General features: G+C 70.0%; 16 protein-coding genes and 1 other RNA gene. 6 read left to right on the plus strand and 11 right to left on the minus strand.

Annotated features, from left to right (window positions below):
- Nucleotides 1-161: 161 nt before the first annotated feature.
- Entirely contained in the window at nt 162-857 is a 696-nt protein-coding gene (locus ACTIGN_RS06465; protein ID WP_439621993.1) for a hypothetical protein, read from the minus strand.
- Between the two features lie 209 nt (nt 858-1,066).
- Here ACTIGN_RS06465 and ACTIGN_RS06470 point away from each other — a divergent pair, with 209 nt between their 5' ends.
- Entirely contained in the window at nt 1,067-1,462 is a 396-nt protein-coding gene (locus tag ACTIGN_RS06470) for a BON domain-containing protein (protein WP_439621994.1), read from the plus strand.
- A gap of 41 nt (nt 1,463-1,503) precedes the next feature.
- Here ACTIGN_RS06470 and ACTIGN_RS06475 read toward each other — a convergent pair whose 3' ends face one another.
- From ACTIGN_RS06475 to ssrS, 6 genes are all read right to left on the minus strand, one after another.
- Nucleotides 1,504-2,193: an SMI1/KNR4 family protein gene (locus ACTIGN_RS06475; RefSeq protein WP_439621995.1), complete on the minus strand. Its 690-nt coding sequence runs from the start codon at nt 2,191-2,193 to the stop codon at nt 1,504-1,506.
- Nucleotides 2,194-2,343: 150 nt separating this feature from the next.
- On the minus strand, nt 2,344-2,835 hold the full coding sequence (locus ACTIGN_RS06480; protein WP_439621996.1) for a hypothetical protein: 492 nt from the start codon (nt 2,833-2,835) through the stop codon (nt 2,344-2,346).
- A 162-nt stretch (nt 2,836-2,997) separates the two neighbouring features.
- Nucleotides 2,998-4,650: a chaperonin GroEL gene (gene groL, locus ACTIGN_RS06485; RefSeq protein WP_439621997.1), complete on the minus strand. Its 1,653-nt coding sequence runs from the start codon at nt 4,648-4,650 to the stop codon at nt 2,998-3,000.
- A 157-nt stretch (nt 4,651-4,807) separates the two neighbouring features.
- On the minus strand, nt 4,808-5,116 hold the full coding sequence (locus ACTIGN_RS06490) for a co-chaperone GroES (protein WP_439621998.1): 309 nt from the start codon (nt 5,114-5,116) through the stop codon (nt 4,808-4,810).
- A 414-nt stretch (nt 5,117-5,530) separates the two neighbouring features.
- Entirely contained in the window at nt 5,531-6,700 is a 1,170-nt protein-coding gene (locus ACTIGN_RS06495; protein ID WP_439621999.1) for a TerC family protein, read from the minus strand.
- Between the two features lie 884 nt (nt 6,701-7,584).
- A non-coding RNA gene (ssrS, locus tag ACTIGN_RS06500) (6S RNA) lies at nt 7,585-7,797 on the minus strand.
- Nucleotides 7,798-7,949: 152 nt separating this feature from the next.
- Here ssrS and ACTIGN_RS06505 point away from each other — a divergent pair.
- The gene (locus tag ACTIGN_RS06505; RefSeq protein ID WP_439622000.1) at nt 7,950-9,839 is read left to right on the plus strand and encodes a thiamine pyrophosphate-binding protein; all 1,890 of its coding nucleotides are present in this window, start codon (nt 7,950-7,952) and stop codon (nt 9,837-9,839) included.
- Nucleotides 9,840-9,876: 37 nt separating this feature from the next.
- Here ACTIGN_RS06505 and ACTIGN_RS06510 read toward each other — a convergent pair whose 3' ends face one another.
- Nucleotides 9,877-10,320 carry a hypothetical protein gene (locus tag ACTIGN_RS06510; RefSeq protein ID WP_439622001.1) on the minus strand — a complete coding sequence of 148 codons (444 nt, stop codon included), beginning with the start codon at nt 10,318-10,320 and terminating at the stop codon, nt 9,877-9,879.
- 663 nt (nt 10,321-10,983) lie between these two features.
- Here ACTIGN_RS06510 and ACTIGN_RS06515 point away from each other — a divergent pair.
- The 3 genes from ACTIGN_RS06515 to ACTIGN_RS06525 all read left to right on the plus strand — a co-directional run bounded on the left by ACTIGN_RS06515 (nt 10,984) and on the right by ACTIGN_RS06525 (nt 14,670).
- Nucleotides 10,984-12,441: a cytochrome P450 gene (locus ACTIGN_RS06515; RefSeq protein WP_439622003.1), complete on the plus strand. Its 1,458-nt coding sequence runs from the start codon at nt 10,984-10,986 to the stop codon at nt 12,439-12,441.
- A 153-nt stretch (nt 12,442-12,594) separates the two neighbouring features.
- Nucleotides 12,595-13,374 carry a hypothetical protein gene (locus ACTIGN_RS06520; RefSeq protein WP_439622005.1) on the plus strand — a complete coding sequence of 260 codons (780 nt, stop codon included), beginning with the start codon at nt 12,595-12,597 and terminating at the stop codon, nt 13,372-13,374.
- Between the two features lie 234 nt (nt 13,375-13,608).
- Complete coding sequence (locus ACTIGN_RS06525; RefSeq protein WP_439622007.1) at nt 13,609-14,670, plus strand: hypothetical protein; 1,062 nt, start codon at nt 13,609-13,611, stop codon at nt 14,668-14,670.
- Between the two features lie 103 nt (nt 14,671-14,773).
- Here the strand turns inward: ACTIGN_RS06525 and ACTIGN_RS06530 are convergent, their stop codons facing one another.
- Both ACTIGN_RS06530 and ACTIGN_RS06535 read right to left on the minus strand, forming a co-directional pair.
- Entirely contained in the window at nt 14,774-15,295 is a 522-nt protein-coding gene (locus ACTIGN_RS06530) for a PilZ domain-containing protein (protein ID WP_439622009.1), read from the minus strand.
- 185 nt (nt 15,296-15,480) lie between these two features.
- On the minus strand, nt 15,481-16,467 hold the full coding sequence (locus ACTIGN_RS06535; protein ID WP_439622011.1) for a hypothetical protein: 987 nt from the start codon (nt 16,465-16,467) through the stop codon (nt 15,481-15,483).
- Nucleotides 16,468-16,885: 418 nt separating this feature from the next.
- Here ACTIGN_RS06535 and ACTIGN_RS06540 point away from each other — a divergent pair, with 418 nt between their 5' ends.
- Nucleotides 16,886-17,881 carry a 2-hydroxyacid dehydrogenase gene (locus tag ACTIGN_RS06540; RefSeq protein WP_439622013.1) on the plus strand — a complete coding sequence of 332 codons (996 nt, stop codon included), beginning with the start codon at nt 16,886-16,888 and terminating at the stop codon, nt 17,879-17,881.
- A 75-nt stretch (nt 17,882-17,956) separates the two neighbouring features.
- Here ACTIGN_RS06540 and ACTIGN_RS06545 read toward each other — a convergent pair whose 3' ends face one another.
- Nucleotides 17,957-18,940: an LCCL domain-containing protein gene (locus ACTIGN_RS06545; RefSeq protein ID WP_439622015.1), complete on the minus strand. Its 984-nt coding sequence runs from the start codon at nt 18,938-18,940 to the stop codon at nt 17,957-17,959.
- Between the last annotated feature and the right edge of the window lie 445 nt (nt 18,941-19,385).

Raw genomic sequence — 19,385 nt, forward strand, 5'->3', positions numbered from 1 at the left:
GACGGAGTAACTGCAACCGCGTTTATCGGTCGGGTGGGGCAGGCATTGGTGCCTGCCTCCGGACGCGGGGGGAGGCCGGCACTATTGTCTGCCCCACCAAGCCCCCGCATAACGCAAAAAGCCCACCCGGCACGGGTGGGCTTCGCGGAGGAGTCCCTTGCTTACTTCTCGCCGTACGCCTTGAAGGTGTACGGGCTGGTCGCCTTCTGGAGCGAGACCGGCAGGCTCGTCGGCGACGTGGCCGGTTGCGCCGGGGTCACCAGCTGCGGCGCGGCCTTCGCCGGGTCGCCGTCGTACTTGAAGGTGCCCGCGAGCGGGTTCTTCGTGACGGCCATGTTCAGCGAGACGATCGGCGCGCTGGCGTCGTCGCCGGTGCCGCTGATGCCGTAGTAGCACCCGCCGCCCCAGCCCCCGCCGTACCCGACGCTGTAGGAACTGAAGCCGACGTAGCTACCGTAGCCGCCGTAGTACCCACCGCGGTAGCCGCCCCAGCCGACGCCGAGGCCGTAGCCGCCGTAGTACGGGCGATAGCCGCCGTAGCCACCCCAGCCGTACCCGCCGCGGTAACCGTAGCCGCCCCAGCCACCGCCGCCCCAGCCGTACCCGCCGCGGTAGCCGCCGTAATATCCACCACGGTAGCCGCCGTAGTACCCGCCACGGTAGCCGTAGCCGCCGCGGTAGTAGTGGGTGAGTTCGGTGTCGTCGGCACCGGCCGCCTGCGCTGCGGTGCCTTGGCCGCCGAGCGTCATCGTCGTGCCGAACGAGGACTTGGCCGGCGTGTCGTCGGCGGAAGCGCTTCCGTTCATTGCCAGCACCGCCCCGAGGGCAAGAGCCGGCACACCAATCGTGCGAATCATGGTTTCCTCTCCTGGGAGTCCTGCGACTCCCATTCCCGATGGCGAAGGGCGTTCCGCTGGCACACCATCTCCCCCGATTGTACGCTTCGCGCCGAACGAACGGTAGCGGCGGAAGATTAAATGCCCGCACCGATTACAGTCGCTTTGCGGTGAGGCCGTCCGTGTGTCACGGTTGGGGATCGGCCCCGGCCCCGTTCCGCGAGATGGGTATGCGCCAATTCGTCGTGTTTGTCGGGCTGGCAACGCTGTTCGTCGTGGGGGTCGGCAGCCGGTTCCAGACGTCGGACGGCGACCGGATCGCGGCCGTTTCGCGGCTCGTCTCGGGCAAGCTCCGCGAGTCGCTCCCGCCGGCGCTGAGCGTCGCCGGGCCACTGGACACCCTGCGGCGCGAGTTGCCGACCCGCCCCGAGGACGCCGTGCGCTCGCGCCTCGCCGCCGACCGCCGCCTCGCCGGGACCGACGTGACCGTGATCGGTGAGGGCACCACCGTGCGGCTCCGCGGCGTCCTGCCCGACGCGAAGGCGAAGCGCGTCGCCCTCAGCCTCGCCGAGAACACCGCCGGCGTCGAACAGGTCGTCGACGAACTGGCGATCCCGGCGGAGTGAGGATCTGCTGGACGTGAGGGGTTCGGCTACCGGCCTCACCCTCAGTATGGCCGAGCCGAGATGAACGGCCACGGGCGCACATTGACGACCACGTCCTGCTCGTCCAACTCCAGTTGGGCCGGAATGTCGGCGGACTCAAAGAAGCGGATCGGCCGATACAGCGCCTGCCGCGCCTCCCACTCGCCGCCGACCTCGGCCAGCACGTCGGCCCGCGTCATGCCCACCCGCAGGCGGGGAACCAACCGCTCGTTGTGCAGCGCCGTCAGCGCCCGCTCCAGCCAGCGCCGATACCAGACGCCGAACGTCAGCCCGGTCGGGTAGAAGGTCTCGCGGCCCTCCCAGATGGTCCCGTAGGTCGGGCCGTTGACGACGAGGTAGTAGTAGATGGCGCACCCCTGGTGGCAGAACTCCAGGATGCCCGGGTACTCGGCCCGATACGGCCACCGGCACATCTCCTCGCTGGTGAGGTTGTCGGTGACCACAACGAACGGGAACGGGCGGGACAGGTCGCGATCGAATGTGCCGAGCGGCTCCAACCCGTAGTCTGGTCCGGCCCCGCCGTTGCCGACCTCCGACAAAAACCGCCGGTAGTCGCCCGGAAGCCGGACCCCGTTCGCCGCCTCGAACGCCGCCAACTCGCGCTCGGCAAGTGGCGGGCCGAGATCGTAGCGATGCGCCCTCGATCCGAAGACGCGGAACGTGGTGTCGGCTTCGCGCAGTTGCCGAAGCATGTCGCCCAACGTAGCCGTGTCGTCTATCGCTGTCGCCTCCGAATCGGCGCTGATGCCGGACAATATGCACACCTGCCGCGGCGGCTGGTGCTGCGTGTCGGTATTCGCTTATGAGGACCGGTCTGCCGCCGCGCGGGTTCGGTCGGCCCGCTACTGGGACTCCGCACCTTCCCACTCCTCTGGCGGGTCGGTCTGCGGTTCCACTCCGGCGAATGACGACGCCGCGACAGACTCGACCTCCACGACCCCGGCTCCGAGGCCCTCGTAAGGCGCGCCGTATTGCACGCACACCACGATTCGGTGCGGGCAGCCCACAGCGACCGGCAACTCGCGGGGATACACGAACCCGTCGGACTCGCACCCCGCCGTGTTGTCCAGCAACTCGCGGAGCGGGTCGGCTGGCAGGCCCGGGGCGACTCGGCGCAGCTCCCCGGCGAACTCTTCGACCCGCCGGACCGCCTGGGCGAGCGACCGACTCGCGCCGGCAAACCGCCACTCGCCGACCCGCTCCTCCACAGGGATCTGCACGAAGGTCAGGAACTCGCCACCGGTGGCGTCGAACACATCGACCCTGGTGAGGAGTTCCAGCGCGGCGTTGCGCCCGAGGGGCAAAGGTGCAGGATATGCCGTGGCCGGTATCATCCGCACACCTCCTACGCCGAACCAGGGATCAGTCTGGGCAGGCTAACACCATTGGTGTTCTGCTGCAAGTGTTTGGGTAATGCAAGCGGCCCGGGGTTCCTCGAAGGAATCCCGGGCCGCTCTGTCTTCCGACGTCCGACGTCCAACTACCCACGACGCGGATCAATACATGTCGTCGTAGCCGCCGCCGGAGCCGCCCTTCTTGCTGCCGTCGTCCTTCTTCTGCTCCTCGGCGATCATCGCGTCGGAGGTGAGCAGCAAGGTCGCGACGCTCGCGGCGTTCTGCAGCGCGCTGCGGACCACCTTGGTCGGGTCGATGATGCCCTTCTTGACCATGTCCACGTACTCGCCGGCGCGGGCGTCGTAGCCCCAGTTCTTGTCGTCCTTGCGGAGCACCTCGGCGGCGACGACGTTGCCGTCCTCGCCGGCGTTCTCCACGATCTGGCGGATCGGGGCCTTGCACGCCCGGACCACGATGCGGTACCCGACTTCCTCGTCCGCGGTCAGGTCCTTCGGGGCCGTCAGCCCGTTGCTCGACCGCAGCAGGGCCACGCCGCCGCCCGGCAGGATGCCCTCCTGGTGCGCGGCCTTGGTCGCGTGCATCGCGTCCTCGACCCGCATCTTCTTTTCCTTGACCTCGCTCTCGGTCGCGCCGCCGACGTTGATCTTCGCGACCCCGCCGGAGAGCTTCGCGACGCGCTCGCTGAGCTTCTCCTTGTCGTAGTCGCTCGTGCTCTTGTCCAGTTCCTTCTGGATGCTCACGATCCGGGCCTGGATCGCTTCCTTCCGGGCCTTGTCCTTCGTGTCCACGATCAGCGTGGTGTTGTCCTTGTCGACCTTCACCTTCTGGGCGCGGCCGAGGTCTTCCAGCGTCGCGGCCTCGAGCTTGGTCCCGAGGTCCTCGAAGATCGCGGTGCCGCCGGTGAGGATCGCAATGTCCTGGAGCATGGCCTTGCGGCGGTCGCCGTAGCCCGGGGCCTTGACCGCGCACACCTTGAACTGGCCCTGGGTGCGGATCACGTTCACGACCAGGGTGGCCAGCGCCTCGCCGTCCACGTCCTCGGCGATGATGAGCAGCGGCTTGCGCTGCTCGACGACCTTCTCCAGCAGCGGGATCAGGTCGCGGCTGCTGCTGATCTTCTTCTCGTACACGAGGACGTAGGCGTCGTCGAACTCGGTCTCCATCGTTTCCGAGTTGGTGACGAAGTACGGCGACAGGTACCCGCGGTCGAACTGCATGCCCTCGACGAACTCGTGGCCGGTGGCCATCGTCTTGGCCTCTTCGACGGTGATGACCCCGTCCTTGCCGACCTTGTCCATGGCCTCGGCGATGATGCGGCCGATGTCGGCGTCGCCGTTGGCGGCGACGGTCGCGACGTTCTCCAGGCCCTTCTTGCCGCCGACCGGGGTGCTCAGCTCCTTGAGCCGGGCGACGATGTCCTCGACGGCCCGCTCCATGCCCCGCTTCATGAGCATCGGGTTGGTGCCGGCGACGACGGCCTTGAGGCCCTCGTTGAAGATCGCCTCGGCGAGCACGGTGGCGGTGGTGGTGCCGTCGCCGGCCACGTCGGAGGTCTTGCTGGCGACCTCCTTCACCATCATCGCGCCCATGTTCTCGTAGTGGTCGGGGAGTTGGATCTCCTTGGCGACGGTGACGCCGTCCTTGGTGACCGTCGGGCTCCCGAACGACTTCTGGATGATGACGTTCCGGCCCTTCGGCCCGAGCGTCGTCTTCACCGCACGGGCCAGCTTGCCGATGCCGCGCTTCATGGCCTCGCGGGCTTCCTGGTCGAACGCGATCTGCTTGGCGGACATGCTTACCTCGGGTGTTGGTTGGGGGTCGTTGTTGGTCGGTCGTAGGTGGTCGAGAGTCGCCGGTAGCGGGTCGGGGGTCGTCGCTTCTGGGGCTGGGGAGTGCGCGCCGGGCTTGCTTCCCCCGGCGACCCACAACCCCCACGCAACGACCCGCGAACTATGCGATGACGCACATCACGTCGCCCTCGTGCATGACGAGGACGTCGCCGTCGCCCTTGCCGGCCTTGCGGTCCTCGAACTCGTCGCCGGCCCAGGACGTGAACAGCACGCGGTCGCCCTCCTTGAGCTGCATGGCGGTGCGGGTGCCGTCCTTCTTCAGCTTGCCGGGGCCGACCGCGAGGACCGTGCCCCGTTGCGGCTTGTTCTTCGCCGTGTCGGGCAGGATGATGCCGCCGCTCGTCTTCTCGTCGGCCGCCTCGCGGCGGACGATGATGCGATCGCCTATGGGCTTCAGGTTGAACGCCATCGAGCTTCCTCGGGTGTGAACCACTTCGTGTGCGGGTGCCACTGCAAGAACCGTGCCCCGGAGCCGAAGCGGCCACAAGGCATTAAACGGGCGATATTTGCGACAATCAACGACTTGGCTACCGAGTGCGATTTTGTCAGGCCAGATGGGACCGGGCCGGGCCGGGGTGACGGAATGGCAGGACGGGCACCGACACGAACGGGGCCACGGATAGACACGGATGAAAGACGGATCAGACCAAGGCAAGATTAACCACAGAGGCACTGACACACCGGGAAGACAAGAGGGCGAGCGGCGCGGCGAGCCCGCCGGTAGAGTTTGAAAGCGCCGGCGGGCTCACGCCGCGCCGCTCGCCTCCGCTGGTGGGTTACTTCCACGCTCCTGTCTTCGCACTGATCCGTGTTTCATCCGTGTTCATCCGTGGCTCGGCTTCGCCTTCGCCGGCTTGCGGAGCCGCATGTTGATCATCTCGACGAGCACGGCGAACGCCATCGCCGCGTAGATGTACCCCTTGTTGATGTGCTGGCCCAGCCCCTCGGCGACGAGCATCACGCCGATCAGGATGAGGAAGCTCAGCGCGAGGACCTTCACGGTCGGGTGCCGCTCGACGAAGTCGCCGATCGACTTGGCCGAGACGAGCATCACCACCATCGCGACCACCATCGCGGTGACCATGACCCACAGCTCGTCGACCATGCCGACGGCGGTGATGACCGAGTCGAGCGAGAAGATGATGTCGAGGGCGGCGATCGTGAGGATCGTCCACGCGAAGCTCGCCGGCTTGGGCGGCGCGGACGTGCCCTCGTGCTGCTTCCGGGCGTGCTCGAGCTTCTCGTGCATCTCCTTCACGCTCTTTGCGATCAGGAACAGCCCGCCGCCGAACAGGATGATGTCCCGCCACGACACCTCGCGGGCCTCCAGGTCGGTGAGGAACCCGAGGTCGGGGAGGGTGAACACCGGGGCCGTCAGGCCCAGGAGGAACGAGAGCGAGAACAGCAGCGCGAGCCGCGTGCCCAGCGCCGCGCCGAGGCCGATCTTCCGGGCCTTGGGCTGCTGCTCCTTGGGCACCTTGGCGACCACGATCGACAGGAAGATGACGTTGTCGACGCCCAGGATGATCTCCATCGCGGTAAGCGTGAGCAGGCCGAAGATCACGGCCGCGAGCGAGACCGGCACGGCGCTGATGACGCGGATCTCGCGCACGTCGCCCGACTTCAGCCGCAGTTCGCCCCCGCCCTCGCGGTCCAGCACGAACTGCTCGCCGAGCACCCGCCCGCGGAGCACGGACTTGTCGGCGAGCTGGACCGTGTCGTGCGCCGTCCCGTCGGGCTCCCGCTGGAACGTGACCCGGCGGACGTGACTCAGTTCGATGGTGGACGTGCCCACGTCGGTCTTGAGCGTGACGGTCGTCGCGCGGAGCTTGCCGCGGACGCGCGGGCCGCCGGCGACCGACTCGACGTCGACCGTCGGGTAGTCGGCCGGCGCGGCCGGGGCGGGGTCGGCGGCCAGGGCCGGGCGCACCACCGCGAAGAGGCACGCGGCGCAGCCCGCGGCGGCGGCGAGGGTGAGGAGGCGGCGGGGCATGGCGGGGTCCGTGGGGTCCGGTGAGACTTCGCAGAGCAAGTCTAGGGGGTCCGGCGGCGCGGCGGAAGAGAGGTGAGTGAAAACGGCCGGCCCGCACCATCTTGGGCGGGCCGACCGATTCGAGCCTGATAGTGGGCGTCCGTGCCCCAGGCTTCACGCGACGGACGGAGGGGGTTACCCGTGGTGGGGCGGAGGAAGCGAGTTCCGCCCCGTGTCATCCTGACACCTGCCCCCGGCGCGGTCCCTGCGGCGGGATACGGGGTCATGCCCGATCCTGTCCGTTCGCGTGCGTCGCGGCGACGTGGCCGGCCCCGGTCGGGGCGGCGGGTCGCGTGTCTGGGTTAATGGGTTGCCCTTGCGGGCGCTGCGTAACCGGCCCCGGGTGAGTTGGTGCGGGCGACCCGGTGCCGCGTCGCCCTCACCGCGCGTCGGCGGTGGGCACTCCGGGCCCGGAGGGGGGGTGAATGGTGGTGCTGTTCGCGATGGAAATTGCCCGCAGGATCATCCCGGTTCCTCGTGCGATTCGCATTCGGCCAGTTGGGGGGAAGTTACCGTCTTATGCGGCGATGTCAACGGAGAAACGAGTGGCAGCGGGGTGTCATTCCCGAGTCGCCCGAATGCCCGATTTCATCGCGAGTTACGGAGATCGCCCGGAACGGGCGGGCCGCAGTCAAGGGTTCGGTGGCCGCAGACTGGCCAGCCGCTCTCGGTCCGCGGCGGTCGCCCCAAGTCGTCTGCCTTGGTGGAGTTGGGGACCGTTCCGTCGTGGGTGTGAAGAGCGAGTAGAGAAAAAAAAATGAGCACGGGAAATGCGACAGTGCGGGGGGACGGGGCGCTGTGAAAATCGACAATGCGCAAGGGGAAATCACGCGCGAAGAAGTGAAAATGCCTCCACCTGTGCCGTGTGAGTCATCCTTCGGGAACCCGCTCAGTAACTGGGTGCCTCTCGGGTGGGTTGCAGATCCCGCTACAGTCGCGCCGGCAGGGCCGGAGCGGACGGGCTTGTGCGCGCCACCCGAATTAAAATGAAGGCTCCCAAAGCGGATTTTGTAGGTTCGCCAAAAGCATACGACCCATCACGAACACCGCAGAGGCTCTTGCATAATACCCGCGGGCCGCGGCGTGTCAAAGCCGAACCATGTGTCCATCTGGACGGCCGCCGCCGGTCGCCGCGATTCCGTAAACGCCCCAAATTCGCCCGGCCCCGCCGACCGATACAGCCTCTGCCCGTTCCTGCGCAAGGTGGTGCATGGACCTCGAATTCTCGCGCCGTGGCCTGTTGGAAGGATCCGCCGCCCTCGGGGGCGCGCTGGCCGCGTCGTCCGCGACCGCGGGGCCGATCGCCAAGATCCGCGCCGACCACCACCCCGGGTGGGTGTTCGGCCGCATGACCGGCGCGCAGGCGCTCACCGAGGCGCTGCTCGCCGAGGGGGTCGGGTGCGTGTACGGCATCCCCGGCGCGCAGGAGAACGAGCTGTGGGACTCGTTCAAGGCGAAGGGGCTCGAGTACCTCCTCGTCACGCACGAGTTCAGCGCCGCGTGCATGGCCGACGCCTACGGCCGCAGCGTCGGGCGGCCCGGGGTGCTGTGCGTCGTGCCCGGTCCGGGCGTCACGAACTCGCTCACCGGGCTCGGCGAGGCGCTGCTCGACTCGTCGCCCGTCGTGGCGATCGTCGGCGACGTCGGCGTCGGCGAGAAGGCCCGGCCGTTCCAGGTCCACGCGCTCAACCAGTCGGAACTGCTCAAGCAGGTCTGCAAGTGCGTGTACCCGGTTCAGAACGTCGGGCAGATCCCGGGCGCGGTGCGGCAGGCGTTCGTGGCGGCGATGAGCGGCGAGCCGGGGCCGGTCGCGGTCGTGGTGCCGTACAACCTGTTCATCGAGGCGCACGACTACCGGTGCCCGCCGCCCGCGGTCCCCGCCCCAGCCTTTGATGAGGAGGCGTTCCAGAAGGCGCTCGCGGTCCTGTGCGACCCGAAGGCCCGCGTCGGCATCTACGCCGGGTTCGGGTGCGTGAACTTCACCACCGAACTCGCGGCCGTCGCCGAACTGCTCCAGGCCCCGGTCTCGACGAGCGTGTCGGGCAAGGGGGTGATCCCCGAGACGCACCCGCTCGCGGTCGGCTGGGGGTTCGGCCCGCACGCCTCGGAGGTCGCCGAGAAAGTCTTCGCCAAGGACAAGTTGCACCCGCTGAAGTCCGGCGTGAACACGCTGCTCGCCATCGGCGTGAAGTTCAACGAGACCTCGACCGGCCACTACGTCAACCCGCAGCCGGACCGCGTCGTCCACGTCGACGCGAACCCGTGCAACCTCGGGCGCATTCTCCGCACCGACGTGTGCGTTCACGCCGACGCCGGGGTGTTCCTCGGGCGGCTGCTGGCGTGTTCCGACAAGCTCCAGCGGCCGGCCAACAACGCGCTGACCGCCCGCATCCGCGAGTTGAAGGCCGCCGCGTGCCGCGAACTCCGCGACATCCCGCAGCCGAAGTGCGGGGTCGACCCGCTGGCGCTGGTGGCGGCGATGCGGCGGGTGCTGCCCGTTGACGCGCTGCTCTTCACCGACGTCTCGGCGACCGAGCACCTCGCGGCCGAGTTCTACCAGGTGACGCACCCGCGGACGTACTTCAACCCGGTGGACAACCAGGCGATGGGGTGGAGCATTCCGGCGGCGATCGGCGCGCAGAAGGTCCACCACGGGAAGGTGGTGGCGACGATCACCGGCGACGGGTGCGCACTGATGAGTTCGCTGGAGATCAGCACCGCGGCCCGCGAGCACCTGCCGGTGAAGTTCGTGGTGCTGGACGACCAGGCGTACCACTACATGCAGATGCTCCAGAAGCCGGCGTACCTGCGGACGACGGCGACGATCCTGGCGCGGTTCGACTACCGGTCGATGGCGCAGGCGATGGGCGTGGCCTACGTCGAGATCCAGACGCACGACGAGCTGGAGCCGAAGTTGCGGGGCGCGGTGTGCCACGCGGGGCCGGTGCTGGTGCGGGTGGCGACCGACTACGGCAAGCGGAAGATCCGGTGGATCGAGGCGGTCCGCGACCGCTACGTCGACGACCTGACGGCCGCCCAGAAGGCCCGCTTCCTGGCCCGCGTCGGCTCCCGCGCGATCAAGCCCAAGGACAACGACTGACCGCCGCTTGGTGGTGTGTCCTCGCCACGCCACCGGGTCAGGGCCACTCGCCAGTTATCGCGCACTGCGTGAGCCAGATTGGTGCGGTGAGGAACAGCACCGTCGTCTGGAAAGCACTCTCGGACTTGTCGCGGGTGCCGACCAGGAAGCGGTCCCACCCGGTCGTCGGCTTCGGCGTGCAGAGCCACACGTGGCGACCGTCTGACGCCTCGATCGGCCAGGTCTGCGCCCCGGCGAACGCGGTAATGGTACCGTCCGCCTCTTTGCGGAAACCGACGGCTCCCCCTTGGGGCACGTCCGTCGCGATCCACCCATGCCGCCCGTCGCGAGCGGACAGACGGTAGGTCGCGTCTTCCTTCGCCGCCGTCATCGTGACCGCTTCCCCGGGGCGGTAGGCGATGACCTCGGCGTCACGGGTGAGCGCGTGGCACCCGCAGAGGAGCGACACTGCCGGCAGTACCAGCAGAACGGCCTGTCGCACGGGTGGTACTCGGTTGGGTGCGGGGTAGTCGCACCGCGGGCATAACGTCGGCTCGCGTGCGATCAAGCCCAAGGACAACGACTAACCGCCCGCTCGACGTTGAGGTGCGGCGAGAACTTGGTTCCGGTGGATGCGTGAGTTGCGCGGCAGCGGGAGGGCTTCGACCGATGCGGGTCCGGTGGCGAATCTGGGTGTCGCCCGCTCTGTGCGTGACGCGGCGAAGAGGACCGTGTAGGGTGAGGGTGTCGCCCCAGCGCCCGCGAGGCAATCCGATGTCCACACCGAGCCGCGACTGAACCGCGAGGAACTCGCCCGACGCGGCGACGCCACCTACACACGCCAGGTTCGCCCCGCCCTACGCCCTGAGGACGAGGGCAAGTTCGTCGCCATCGACGTGGAGTCCGGCACCTTCGAGGTGGACGAGGACGACCTCGCGGCGGTGACGCGCCTCCACAGCCGGGTGCCATGGGCGCAGGTTTGGCTCGTCCGGGCCGGGTATCCGACCGCCCACCGGCTGCGGGGTGTCCGGTGATCAGCGGGGCGTGGCCGTGACCGCCCCTCGCCTCGTGCCCCACTTCCCCGCGTCGCCGCGGAAATCCTCAACACCGCTAAACTCCCCGGTCGATGAGATCGCGTGCAGTCCCGCACGCGGAGTCAGCCGACATGGATGGTTCCTCTTCCTCCGGCGCGCCGTTGCCCACGTCTGCCATTCCCGGGCCGAAGCGGATGTCGGTGGTCGGCGGCATCTGGGAGCAGGTGAAGTTCGACCGCGACCCCGTGCGGTACATGTACGACCTCCGGTCGCGGTACGGTGACCTCACGCGGTTCCAGACCCGCGCCGGCACGATGCTCGTCGCGTTCGGCCCCGAGTACAACCGCCAGCTCCACCAGGAGACCGACCTGTTCCACTCGCGGCCGTTCGTCCTCCCCGGCGGCCTGAAGACCGCCCAGCACCGGCTGCGGCAGAGCATCTTTTCGCTCAACGAGGCCGAGCACAAGCGGATGCGGCACCAACTGCTGCCGGTGTTCCAGCGGTCGCGGATGGAGGTCCACCAGCACCCGATCCGCGGGCACGTCGAGGCGGCGCTCGCCGCGTGGCGGCCCGGCCAGGTCCGCGACCTGCACCGCGACATGCACCTGATGGTGTGGGGCGTCGTCCGCGACCTGCTCTACGGGCTCGACGACAACACCGCCAGCGGGGACCTGCACGAGGGCATGGAGCACTGGATGTTCCAGACGTTCTCCCCGTGGGTGCGGGCGTTCCCGTTCAACCTGCCGTTCACGCCGTACAGCCGCATGCAGCTCGACGCCCGCCGCCTGGAGCGGAAGTTCCTCGCGATCATGCGCCAGCGCCGCGCGGGCGGCTGCACCGGCACCGACGCGCTCTCGGCGCTGCTTCGGTTCCGCACCGCCGAGGGGAAGGAAGTGCCCGTCGAGGAGCTGGTCGGCCACGCCCTCATCCTGTTCCTCGTCGCCTACGAGACGACCGGAAACACGCTGACGTGGACGCTGTTCTTGCTCTCGCAGTTCCCGCAGGCCCAGCACGACGTGCTCGACGAACTCGCGGCGCTCGGCGCGAACGCGACCTACGACCAGATCGATCAACTTCCGGCGCTAGCCCGGGTGCTCAAGGAGAGCACGCGGCTGCTGCCGGCGGTGCCGTACAGCCGGCGGCTCGCGGCGCGGGCCGGGGTGTTCGGCCGGTACGAGATCCCCGAGCGGACGCGGGTGATCTTCAGCCACTACATGACGCACCACATGCCCGAGATCTACGACCACCCGGAGCGGTTCGACCCGGCCCGGTGGGACCGGATCAAGCCGTCGCCGGCCGAGTTCATGCCGTTCGGGGCCGGACCGCGGACGTGCCTGGGCTCGTCGCTCGCGCAGTGCATCATCAAGCTCGCGCTCGCGAAGATCCTCCCGCGGTGGAAGCTCGACGTGGTCCCGCACACCCGCGTCGACCGGCTCATGGGCATCTCGCTCGGGCCGAAGCATGGCATCCCGGTGGTGCTGGCGCGGCAGGACCGGGATTTACGGAAGTCGCCGGTCGCCGGTAACATCCGCGACATGGTGGAGCTCGACCACCCCGAGCCCGCCCGGCGCGTCCGCGTCGCGGCGTAACCAGGACGGTTCGAGTTCACGAGCCGCCCGGTCCCGCCCGTCGATTTGGGCGAACCCTGAGCGCCAGCGAGGGGGTGGGGCGCACCCCCTCGCTGGCGCTCAGGGTTCGCCCGGCCACCGGGACTCGACTTCAAACTCGAAACGGGGACACAGATGAAGTCCGTGACGGGCCGGTTCGTGGCGCTGTCGGCGGCGCGGCGGATGATCGGCGACCTGCTCCGCGTGAGCCGGCAGATGCCGCTTATCCCCGGGGAGCGCACGATGCACCTCGCGAAGCTCGTGGACGCCCGGCGCGCGGCCCCGGCGGCGGTGCGGCCGAGCTGGTGCGCGATGTTCGTGAAGGCGATGGCGGCCGTCGCGGCCCGGCACCCCGAGGCCCGGCGCGTGTTCCTGACGCGCCCGTGGCACCGGATGTACGAGTACAACGAGAACGTCGTCAGCGTGGTCGTCGAGCGCGACTGCGGCGGCGAGCCGGGGCTGTTCCTCGCCCGCGTCCACTCGCCCGAGGCGCTCCCGCTCGGCGAGATCGACGCGCAGATCCGCCGGTTCAAGGACAGGCCGATCGAGGAGATCTCCGCCTTCCAGAACGCGCTGCGGCTGGCCCGGATGCCGCTACTCGTGCGCCGCGCCGTGTGGTCGCTGCTGGCCAACTGGATGCCGCGCCTGCGGGCGAAGTTCCTCGGCACGATGGGGATCAGCCTGACGGCCGGGATGGGCGGCGTGGCGCTGTCGCTGCTCACGCCGTGGACCGTCACCATCTTCTACGACGCGTTCGAGGGCGACGGCTCGCTGAAGTTCCGCGTGATGTTCGACCACCGCGTGATGGACGGCCGCCTCGCGTGCCAGATGGGCCGGGAGATCGAGCGCGAGATGTGCGGCGCGATCATGGACGAGGTGCGGGCTCTCGCGCCGCCCGCGGCGGCCGCGGCCTAGCCAGCGCGGCGTGCGAGATGCTAGAGGACTGGTTCGAACTGCCCAAAGCCCCCTCCCCGGCCGCCCGGCCGACAAGCGCACGGACGGCAGAACCCTAAAAGTCCCCGCAAGTTGCGCAAGCCCGCGCGGCCGCGGCGCTCCCAGGTCCGGGGCGCCCGCGGATCGCGCCCCCGCCCGGGACTCGCCCTTCTGTTCCGCTCACCACACTTTGACCGGCAGCACAGGAGGATTCGTATGCGCCGCCACTGGCTAGGAGTCGCCGTTGCCGCGGGTGGTCTGGTCACCACCGCGGCCGCCAGCCCGCCCGTCCCCCCGGCCCCGCCCGCCGGCCAGCACGCACCGCCCCCGCCCGGGTTCGAGTACCGGACGGTCACCAAGTACCGCACCGAGTACCGCACCGAGTTCAAGGACGTCCAGCGGACCGTGACCCGCAAGGTGCCCGAGACGGTCGTGAAGGAGGTCCGGGAGACGGTGATGGTCCCGCACTGGCGGGACGAGACCCGGCAGCGGACCGTCATGGTCCCGGTCACCCGAATGGAGACCCAGCAGCGGACGGTGCGCCGCACCGACTGGGAGGTCCAGCAGCGGGAGCGGACGGTGATGGTCCCCGAGACCCGCGTGGTCGAGAAGCAGCACAAGGTCCTGGTCCCGGACGTCCGGGAGGAGGTCCGGGAGCGGACGGTCCTGGTCCCGGACGTGCGGCTGGAGGAGCGGGAGCGGACGGCCACGGTCGTCCGCCAGGTGCCGGAGACGCGAACCGTGCGGGTGGAGACCACGGCCCGCGTGGCCGCGCCCGTGTGCGACCCGTGCACCGGCCTGGCCGGGTACGTGTGCCAGATCGTCCCGCTCGTACGGGACGTGTGCGTCACCACCCTGCGGCCGGTCGCCGAGCACGTGTCGGAGCGGTACACGGTGGCCGTCCCGACGGTCCGCCCGGTGCGCGAGGCGGTGACCGTGCGGGTGCCGGGGGTGCGCGAGGAGGTGCGGACCGAGCAGGTGCCGGTGACGACCCTGCGGCCGGAGAAGCACGTCTTCGGCGTGAGCGTCCCGGTGACGCGCACCGAGACCGAGTCGTTCCAGGTGCCGGTGCGGGAGGTGCAACCGCGGACGGAGGCGTACACGGCGCGGGTGCGCGAGGAGAGGCCGGAGGTGCGGGTCCGCAACGTGCCGGTGACCGTGTACCGCGAGGTGCAGGAGGTCGTCACGGAGCGGGTCGCGTGCCGGGTGCCGGTCCGGGTGGCGTACCAGGTGACGGTGTGCGTCCCGGTCGGGCCGTGCAACCCGTGCGACGAGTGACCGCGAGCCGGCCCGGTCAACACGCGGCCCGCGCCGACCCCGGCGCGGGCCGCTCGCGGTTATCGGGTGTCTTCTTGGTGGGTTTCGTGCCGGGCACGCGCGATCACCCGAACAGGAGCAGGACGCTCCACGGCGGGGTCGCCTCGAACTCGCACCCGAGTTCGTAGAAGTCGTTGCTCGGGCGGCAGCTCCGCACCAGGATGGTGACGAACCCGACGTTGTCCGGGGCGTTCACGGCCCGCACCTGGAGCAGGCTCCCCGGCGCGACCGCGTCGGCGATCGCGATCCGCAGCCCGCCCGTCGAGCGGTCGAGCACGTACCCCTCGCCCACCCCGTTGCGGAACGACGGCGACGCGAGCAGCACCCGCACCGGCGGCCCCTCGCGGCGGACCGCGGTCCGGCGGTCGGCGTACGACTGCTCGGGCGGCGCCCAGTTCGCGGCCTTCTCGGCCAGCAGCACGTTCGCCGCGTTCGGGTTGTTGATCTTGTCGGCCAGCCCGCCCCGTTTCCGCCCCGAGAACACCGCCAGGACCATGATGACCACGGCGACGCAGATGCCGATGACGATCGGCACGTTGGCCGCACACCACGCGGTGATGTTGTCGAGGATCTGATTGAACGTCATGATGATTCCTCAACCGGAACGGGCTACGGACACGGGAATCATATGCGAATTCAGCACATCGTGTGCCGACCCCGAGTGGGGCGGGCGGCCGCCGGCCGGTGAAGTTCTATCGATCGACAGAGGTTAGACGTTTGATTTCGCCGCCCGCGGGTCGGGCCCCCGGGCGGCGCGTGCCGCGGGTCACGTCACGGCTTGCCGCCGCTGAACGCCGCCGACGGGTCGATCCGGTACTTCATGGTCTCGGTGGACAGTTCGGACTCGATCCGGCCGAGCTTGTCCTTGACCTGGATCTTCACGGCTCCGGCCAGGGCGACCTCGCCGGTCCCGGCCAGGAACGCGAGTTCCTCGCAGGTGCCCTCGGCCCCGAACCCGACGAACCGCACCTTCCCGCTCGCCTTCACCGCGGACGGGCCGCTGCCCTTCTCCGGCGACTTGATGTCGATCTTCTCGCACACCACCTTCAGCACCAGGTCGTCGCCGCACTTCACCTCGAACGTCGGCTCGCCCTCGCCGACCCGCAGCAGGATGCGGTACTTGCTCGTAACCGCGGGCGCCGCGGCGGCCGCCGCGGCCGGCTTCACCTCGGGCTTCGGTTCCGGCTTCGGCTCGATCACCGGGTCGGCCGACGGCGGCACCACCGGCGACGACACGGCGCTGGGCACCGGCTTCGTCGGCTCCGGCTTACTGATCGGCTCGGGCCTGCCCACGAGCGGGAGCACCGGGGCCGAGGTCGCGGGCTCGGACGGCGGCAGCGCCGGCTTCGTCTCGGTCCCGCTCGCCGGGATCACCGGGGCCGGCGGGAGCGCGGGCTCGGCCGCAGGGGCGGGGGGGGCCGGCGGGGCCTTCATCGGCTCCTTCGCCGGGGCGGCCGGGACCGACGGGGCGGGCGGCAGCGCCGGCAGTTCTGAAGCCGCGGGCGGCGGGGGCAGGTCGACGCCGCCCGGGGCCGGCGGCAGCGCCGGGGCCGGCGGCATTGCCGGGGCCTTCGCAGTCGGCGAACCGCCCGACGGGACCGGCGGCAGCAGCGGGACCTCGGCCCCTTCCGGCGGCTCGGCCTGGCGGCGGGTGCTGGTCTTCGTGTCGTTCTTCGGGCACTGGCCGGCCACAGCGGCCAGGCCGCCGAGCGAAACGCCCAGCACGCCGGCCATCAGCTTCCATCGGGACAGCAACATGGTGTGAGGTCTCCGTACCTGCGGACCGAACCGGGGGAAACCGCGGACCACCCGGTCCGCGGGGCCGACCCGCTCTGTGAAACCGGCCGCTGAATACCCGCCCCAGTCCCCCGTGTCTGCGCCACTTTCGCCGCCCCCGAGCCCGCCATCTTCGGCGACCGAGAACCGGGTGCGCGAGGCACAGTCGGGCACGGGCACGCACGCGGGCACGGGCGAACCCTGAGCGCCAGCGAGGGGGTGCGCTCGTGGTCGCCCGAGCCGGCCGGCGGTCGAGATGCCCAGGTGCCCGGCGAGCCGGGAGCGCCAGCGACCGGAGGCGCCCGCGCGCCCCGAACCCGCCCGCTGCACCACCCCCGCACCACCTCCTACACTCACCCCTGAACCCGGCCCCGCTCCCCACAACCCACCCTCCTGACCCATGCCCCGCCCCAAGGTGTTCGTCGCCCGCCGCATCCCCGACCAGGGGTTGAGCGCCATCGCCGAAGCGTGCGACGTCGACGTGTGGCCGGACCGGCTCCCGCCCCCGGCCGACGCGCTCCGCGACCGCGTCCGCGACTGCGACGGCCTCGTCTCGCTCCTCACCGACCGCGTGGACGCGGCGCTGCTCGACGCGGCCCCGCGGCTCAAGGTCGTCAGCAACTTCGCGGTCGGGTTCAACAACGTGGACGTGCCCGCCTGCACCCAGCGCGGCGTGTGCGTCGGCAACACCCCGGGCGTGCTCACCGACGCGACCGCCGACATCGCCGTCACGCTGCTGCTGAACGCCGCCCGGCGGATCGCCGAGAGCGCCGGCGACGCGAGGGCCGGCCGGTGGCTGACGTGGGAGCCGCTCGGGTGGCTCGGCCAGGACCTCGTCGGCCGCACCCTCGGCATCGTGGGCATGGGCCGGATCGGGTTCGCCACCGCCAAGCGGCTCCACCACGGGTGGGGCATGAAGGTGATCTACACCAAGCGTTCGCCGAGCGCCGAGGCGGAACAGCAACTCGGCGCGCGGCGGGTCGAACTCGACGAACTGCTCGCGCAGAGCGACTACGTGTCGGTCCACGCGGACCTGAACCCGACGACGAAAGGGTTGTTCGGGGCGGCACAATTTCAGCAGATGAAGAAGACCGCGGTGTTCGTGAACACGTCCCGCGGGCCGCTCGTCGACCAGCCGGCGCTCGCCGCGGCGCTGCGGAGCGGCACCATCTTCGCGGCCGGGCTCGACGTCACCGACCCGGAGCCGCTGCCGCCCGGGCACGAACTGTACGCGCTGCCGAACTGCGTGATCGCCCCGCACGTCGCCAGCGCGACCGTCGACACGCGGAACGCGATGGCCCGGCTGTGCGCGAACAACCTGCTCGCCGGGGTCCGCGGCGAACCGCTCCCGCACTGGGTGAACCCGGACGCCGCGGCCGCGCGGCGGACGTCATGAGCCTTTCGAGCCACGGGGCTCGCCCCCGTGGTCCCGGACGCACCGTGGGGGCGAGCCCCGTGGCTCGAAAGACGCCTACCGCTTCACGAACTCGTACCCGCCGGAGGCGAACGTCCCGTAGGCGTTCGAGTTCACCCCGTTGCGGAAGCTCGCGGTGAACTGGAGCGGGGACTGGACGACCCGCACCCGCACGGCGACCGCCTCGCCCGGCTTGGCGAGCCCGGCGTGGACCGCGGCGGCCGCGAGGTTCGAGTCGAGGGTGTACACGTCCGTGCCCCACACGGTCGCCTGCTGCCCGTTGCCCGGCGCGTGCCCGGTCAGGTTGAACACGAACTCCTTGCCGAACTGCTGCTGGTACGTGGCCATGGTCGCCGGGGCGGCGACCGCGCCGGCGAACTCGTCGGCCGCGATCCCGGCCCCGGTCCGCAGGGACCGCATGTCCGCCACCTTCAGCGACTGCTCGCCGAACATCCCGGTGAGGACGCGGAAGCTCTGGGCCGTGAGCTTGCCGGTGAACTTCGAGTCCTCGGTGTACACGACGTCGCTGTCGCGGGCCTCCAGCAGCGGGGCCGGCACCTTGGCCTGGATGAACCGCAGCGCCTCGTCGGCCCGGCGGCTCACCTCCGGGTCGTCGTGCTTGAGCGTCTTGAGCAGGAACGGGTACGCCCGCTCGCGGTGGTTCTTCAGGTCGGTGGTCGCCTGCTCGCGGGTCTGGAAGTCGGCGTGCGCGAGCTTCGAGATGGCCAGCGCGATCCGCTCGGCGACCTCGGGCGGGCACCGGTGCGCGAACTCGATCCGCCGCACATCGGCGACGGTGACCTGGAGGAACCCGTACCGGGTGACGAGTTCGAGCTTGTCCTCCAGGAGCTTGAGCTTCAGCGTGCTGTCGTCGACGCACTTCACTTCGACGTCGAGCCCGGCGGCGCGGGCCGGCTCGGGGGCGGTGCGGTCGGGGGCGGCGGTCGCGGTGCCGCGGGTGAGCGGAGCGAACACGGCGGCGGCCAGGGTGACGGGAACGGCCAGGGCCAGCGGACGGAAGAGCAAACGGGTGACGGGCACGGGACTGCCCTCCGGGGATGAGAAAAAACAGACGAGAGGAGTTGACCGCATCCTTGCGGGTGGAGAGGTCAGTTAATAGACTAGCACACTTTTTCCCGGTGCGTCCATGCCGGTTTGGAGATGCGGGCGGTCCGCGGGGGCGGGCGAGCGGGAGACGTGTGTTCTTGACCTCCCCCCTTGTGGGGGAGGTCGCCACGAGTCTTCGAGTGGCGGGTGGGGGAAGGGCTTCGCGACTCGTGATGCCTTCCCCCCACCCGGCTCGCAGAGCCTCGCCACCCTCCCCCACCAGGGGGAGGGCAAAAACCAACGGTGCGACGGGTACGGATCACTCGGATCCGGGATCACGCCCCGCTCGCCAAAATCCCCACGCGCACCCTTGGAGGGGCGGACGTGGGGAGGGGTGCCCGGAACGCGAGGAGCCCCGGCGACCACACGGTCGCCGGGG

The sequence above is a fragment of the Gemmata sp. genome (genome assembly GCF_051859125.1).
Taxonomy (GTDB): Bacteria; Planctomycetota; Planctomycetia; order Gemmatales; family Gemmataceae; genus Gemmata.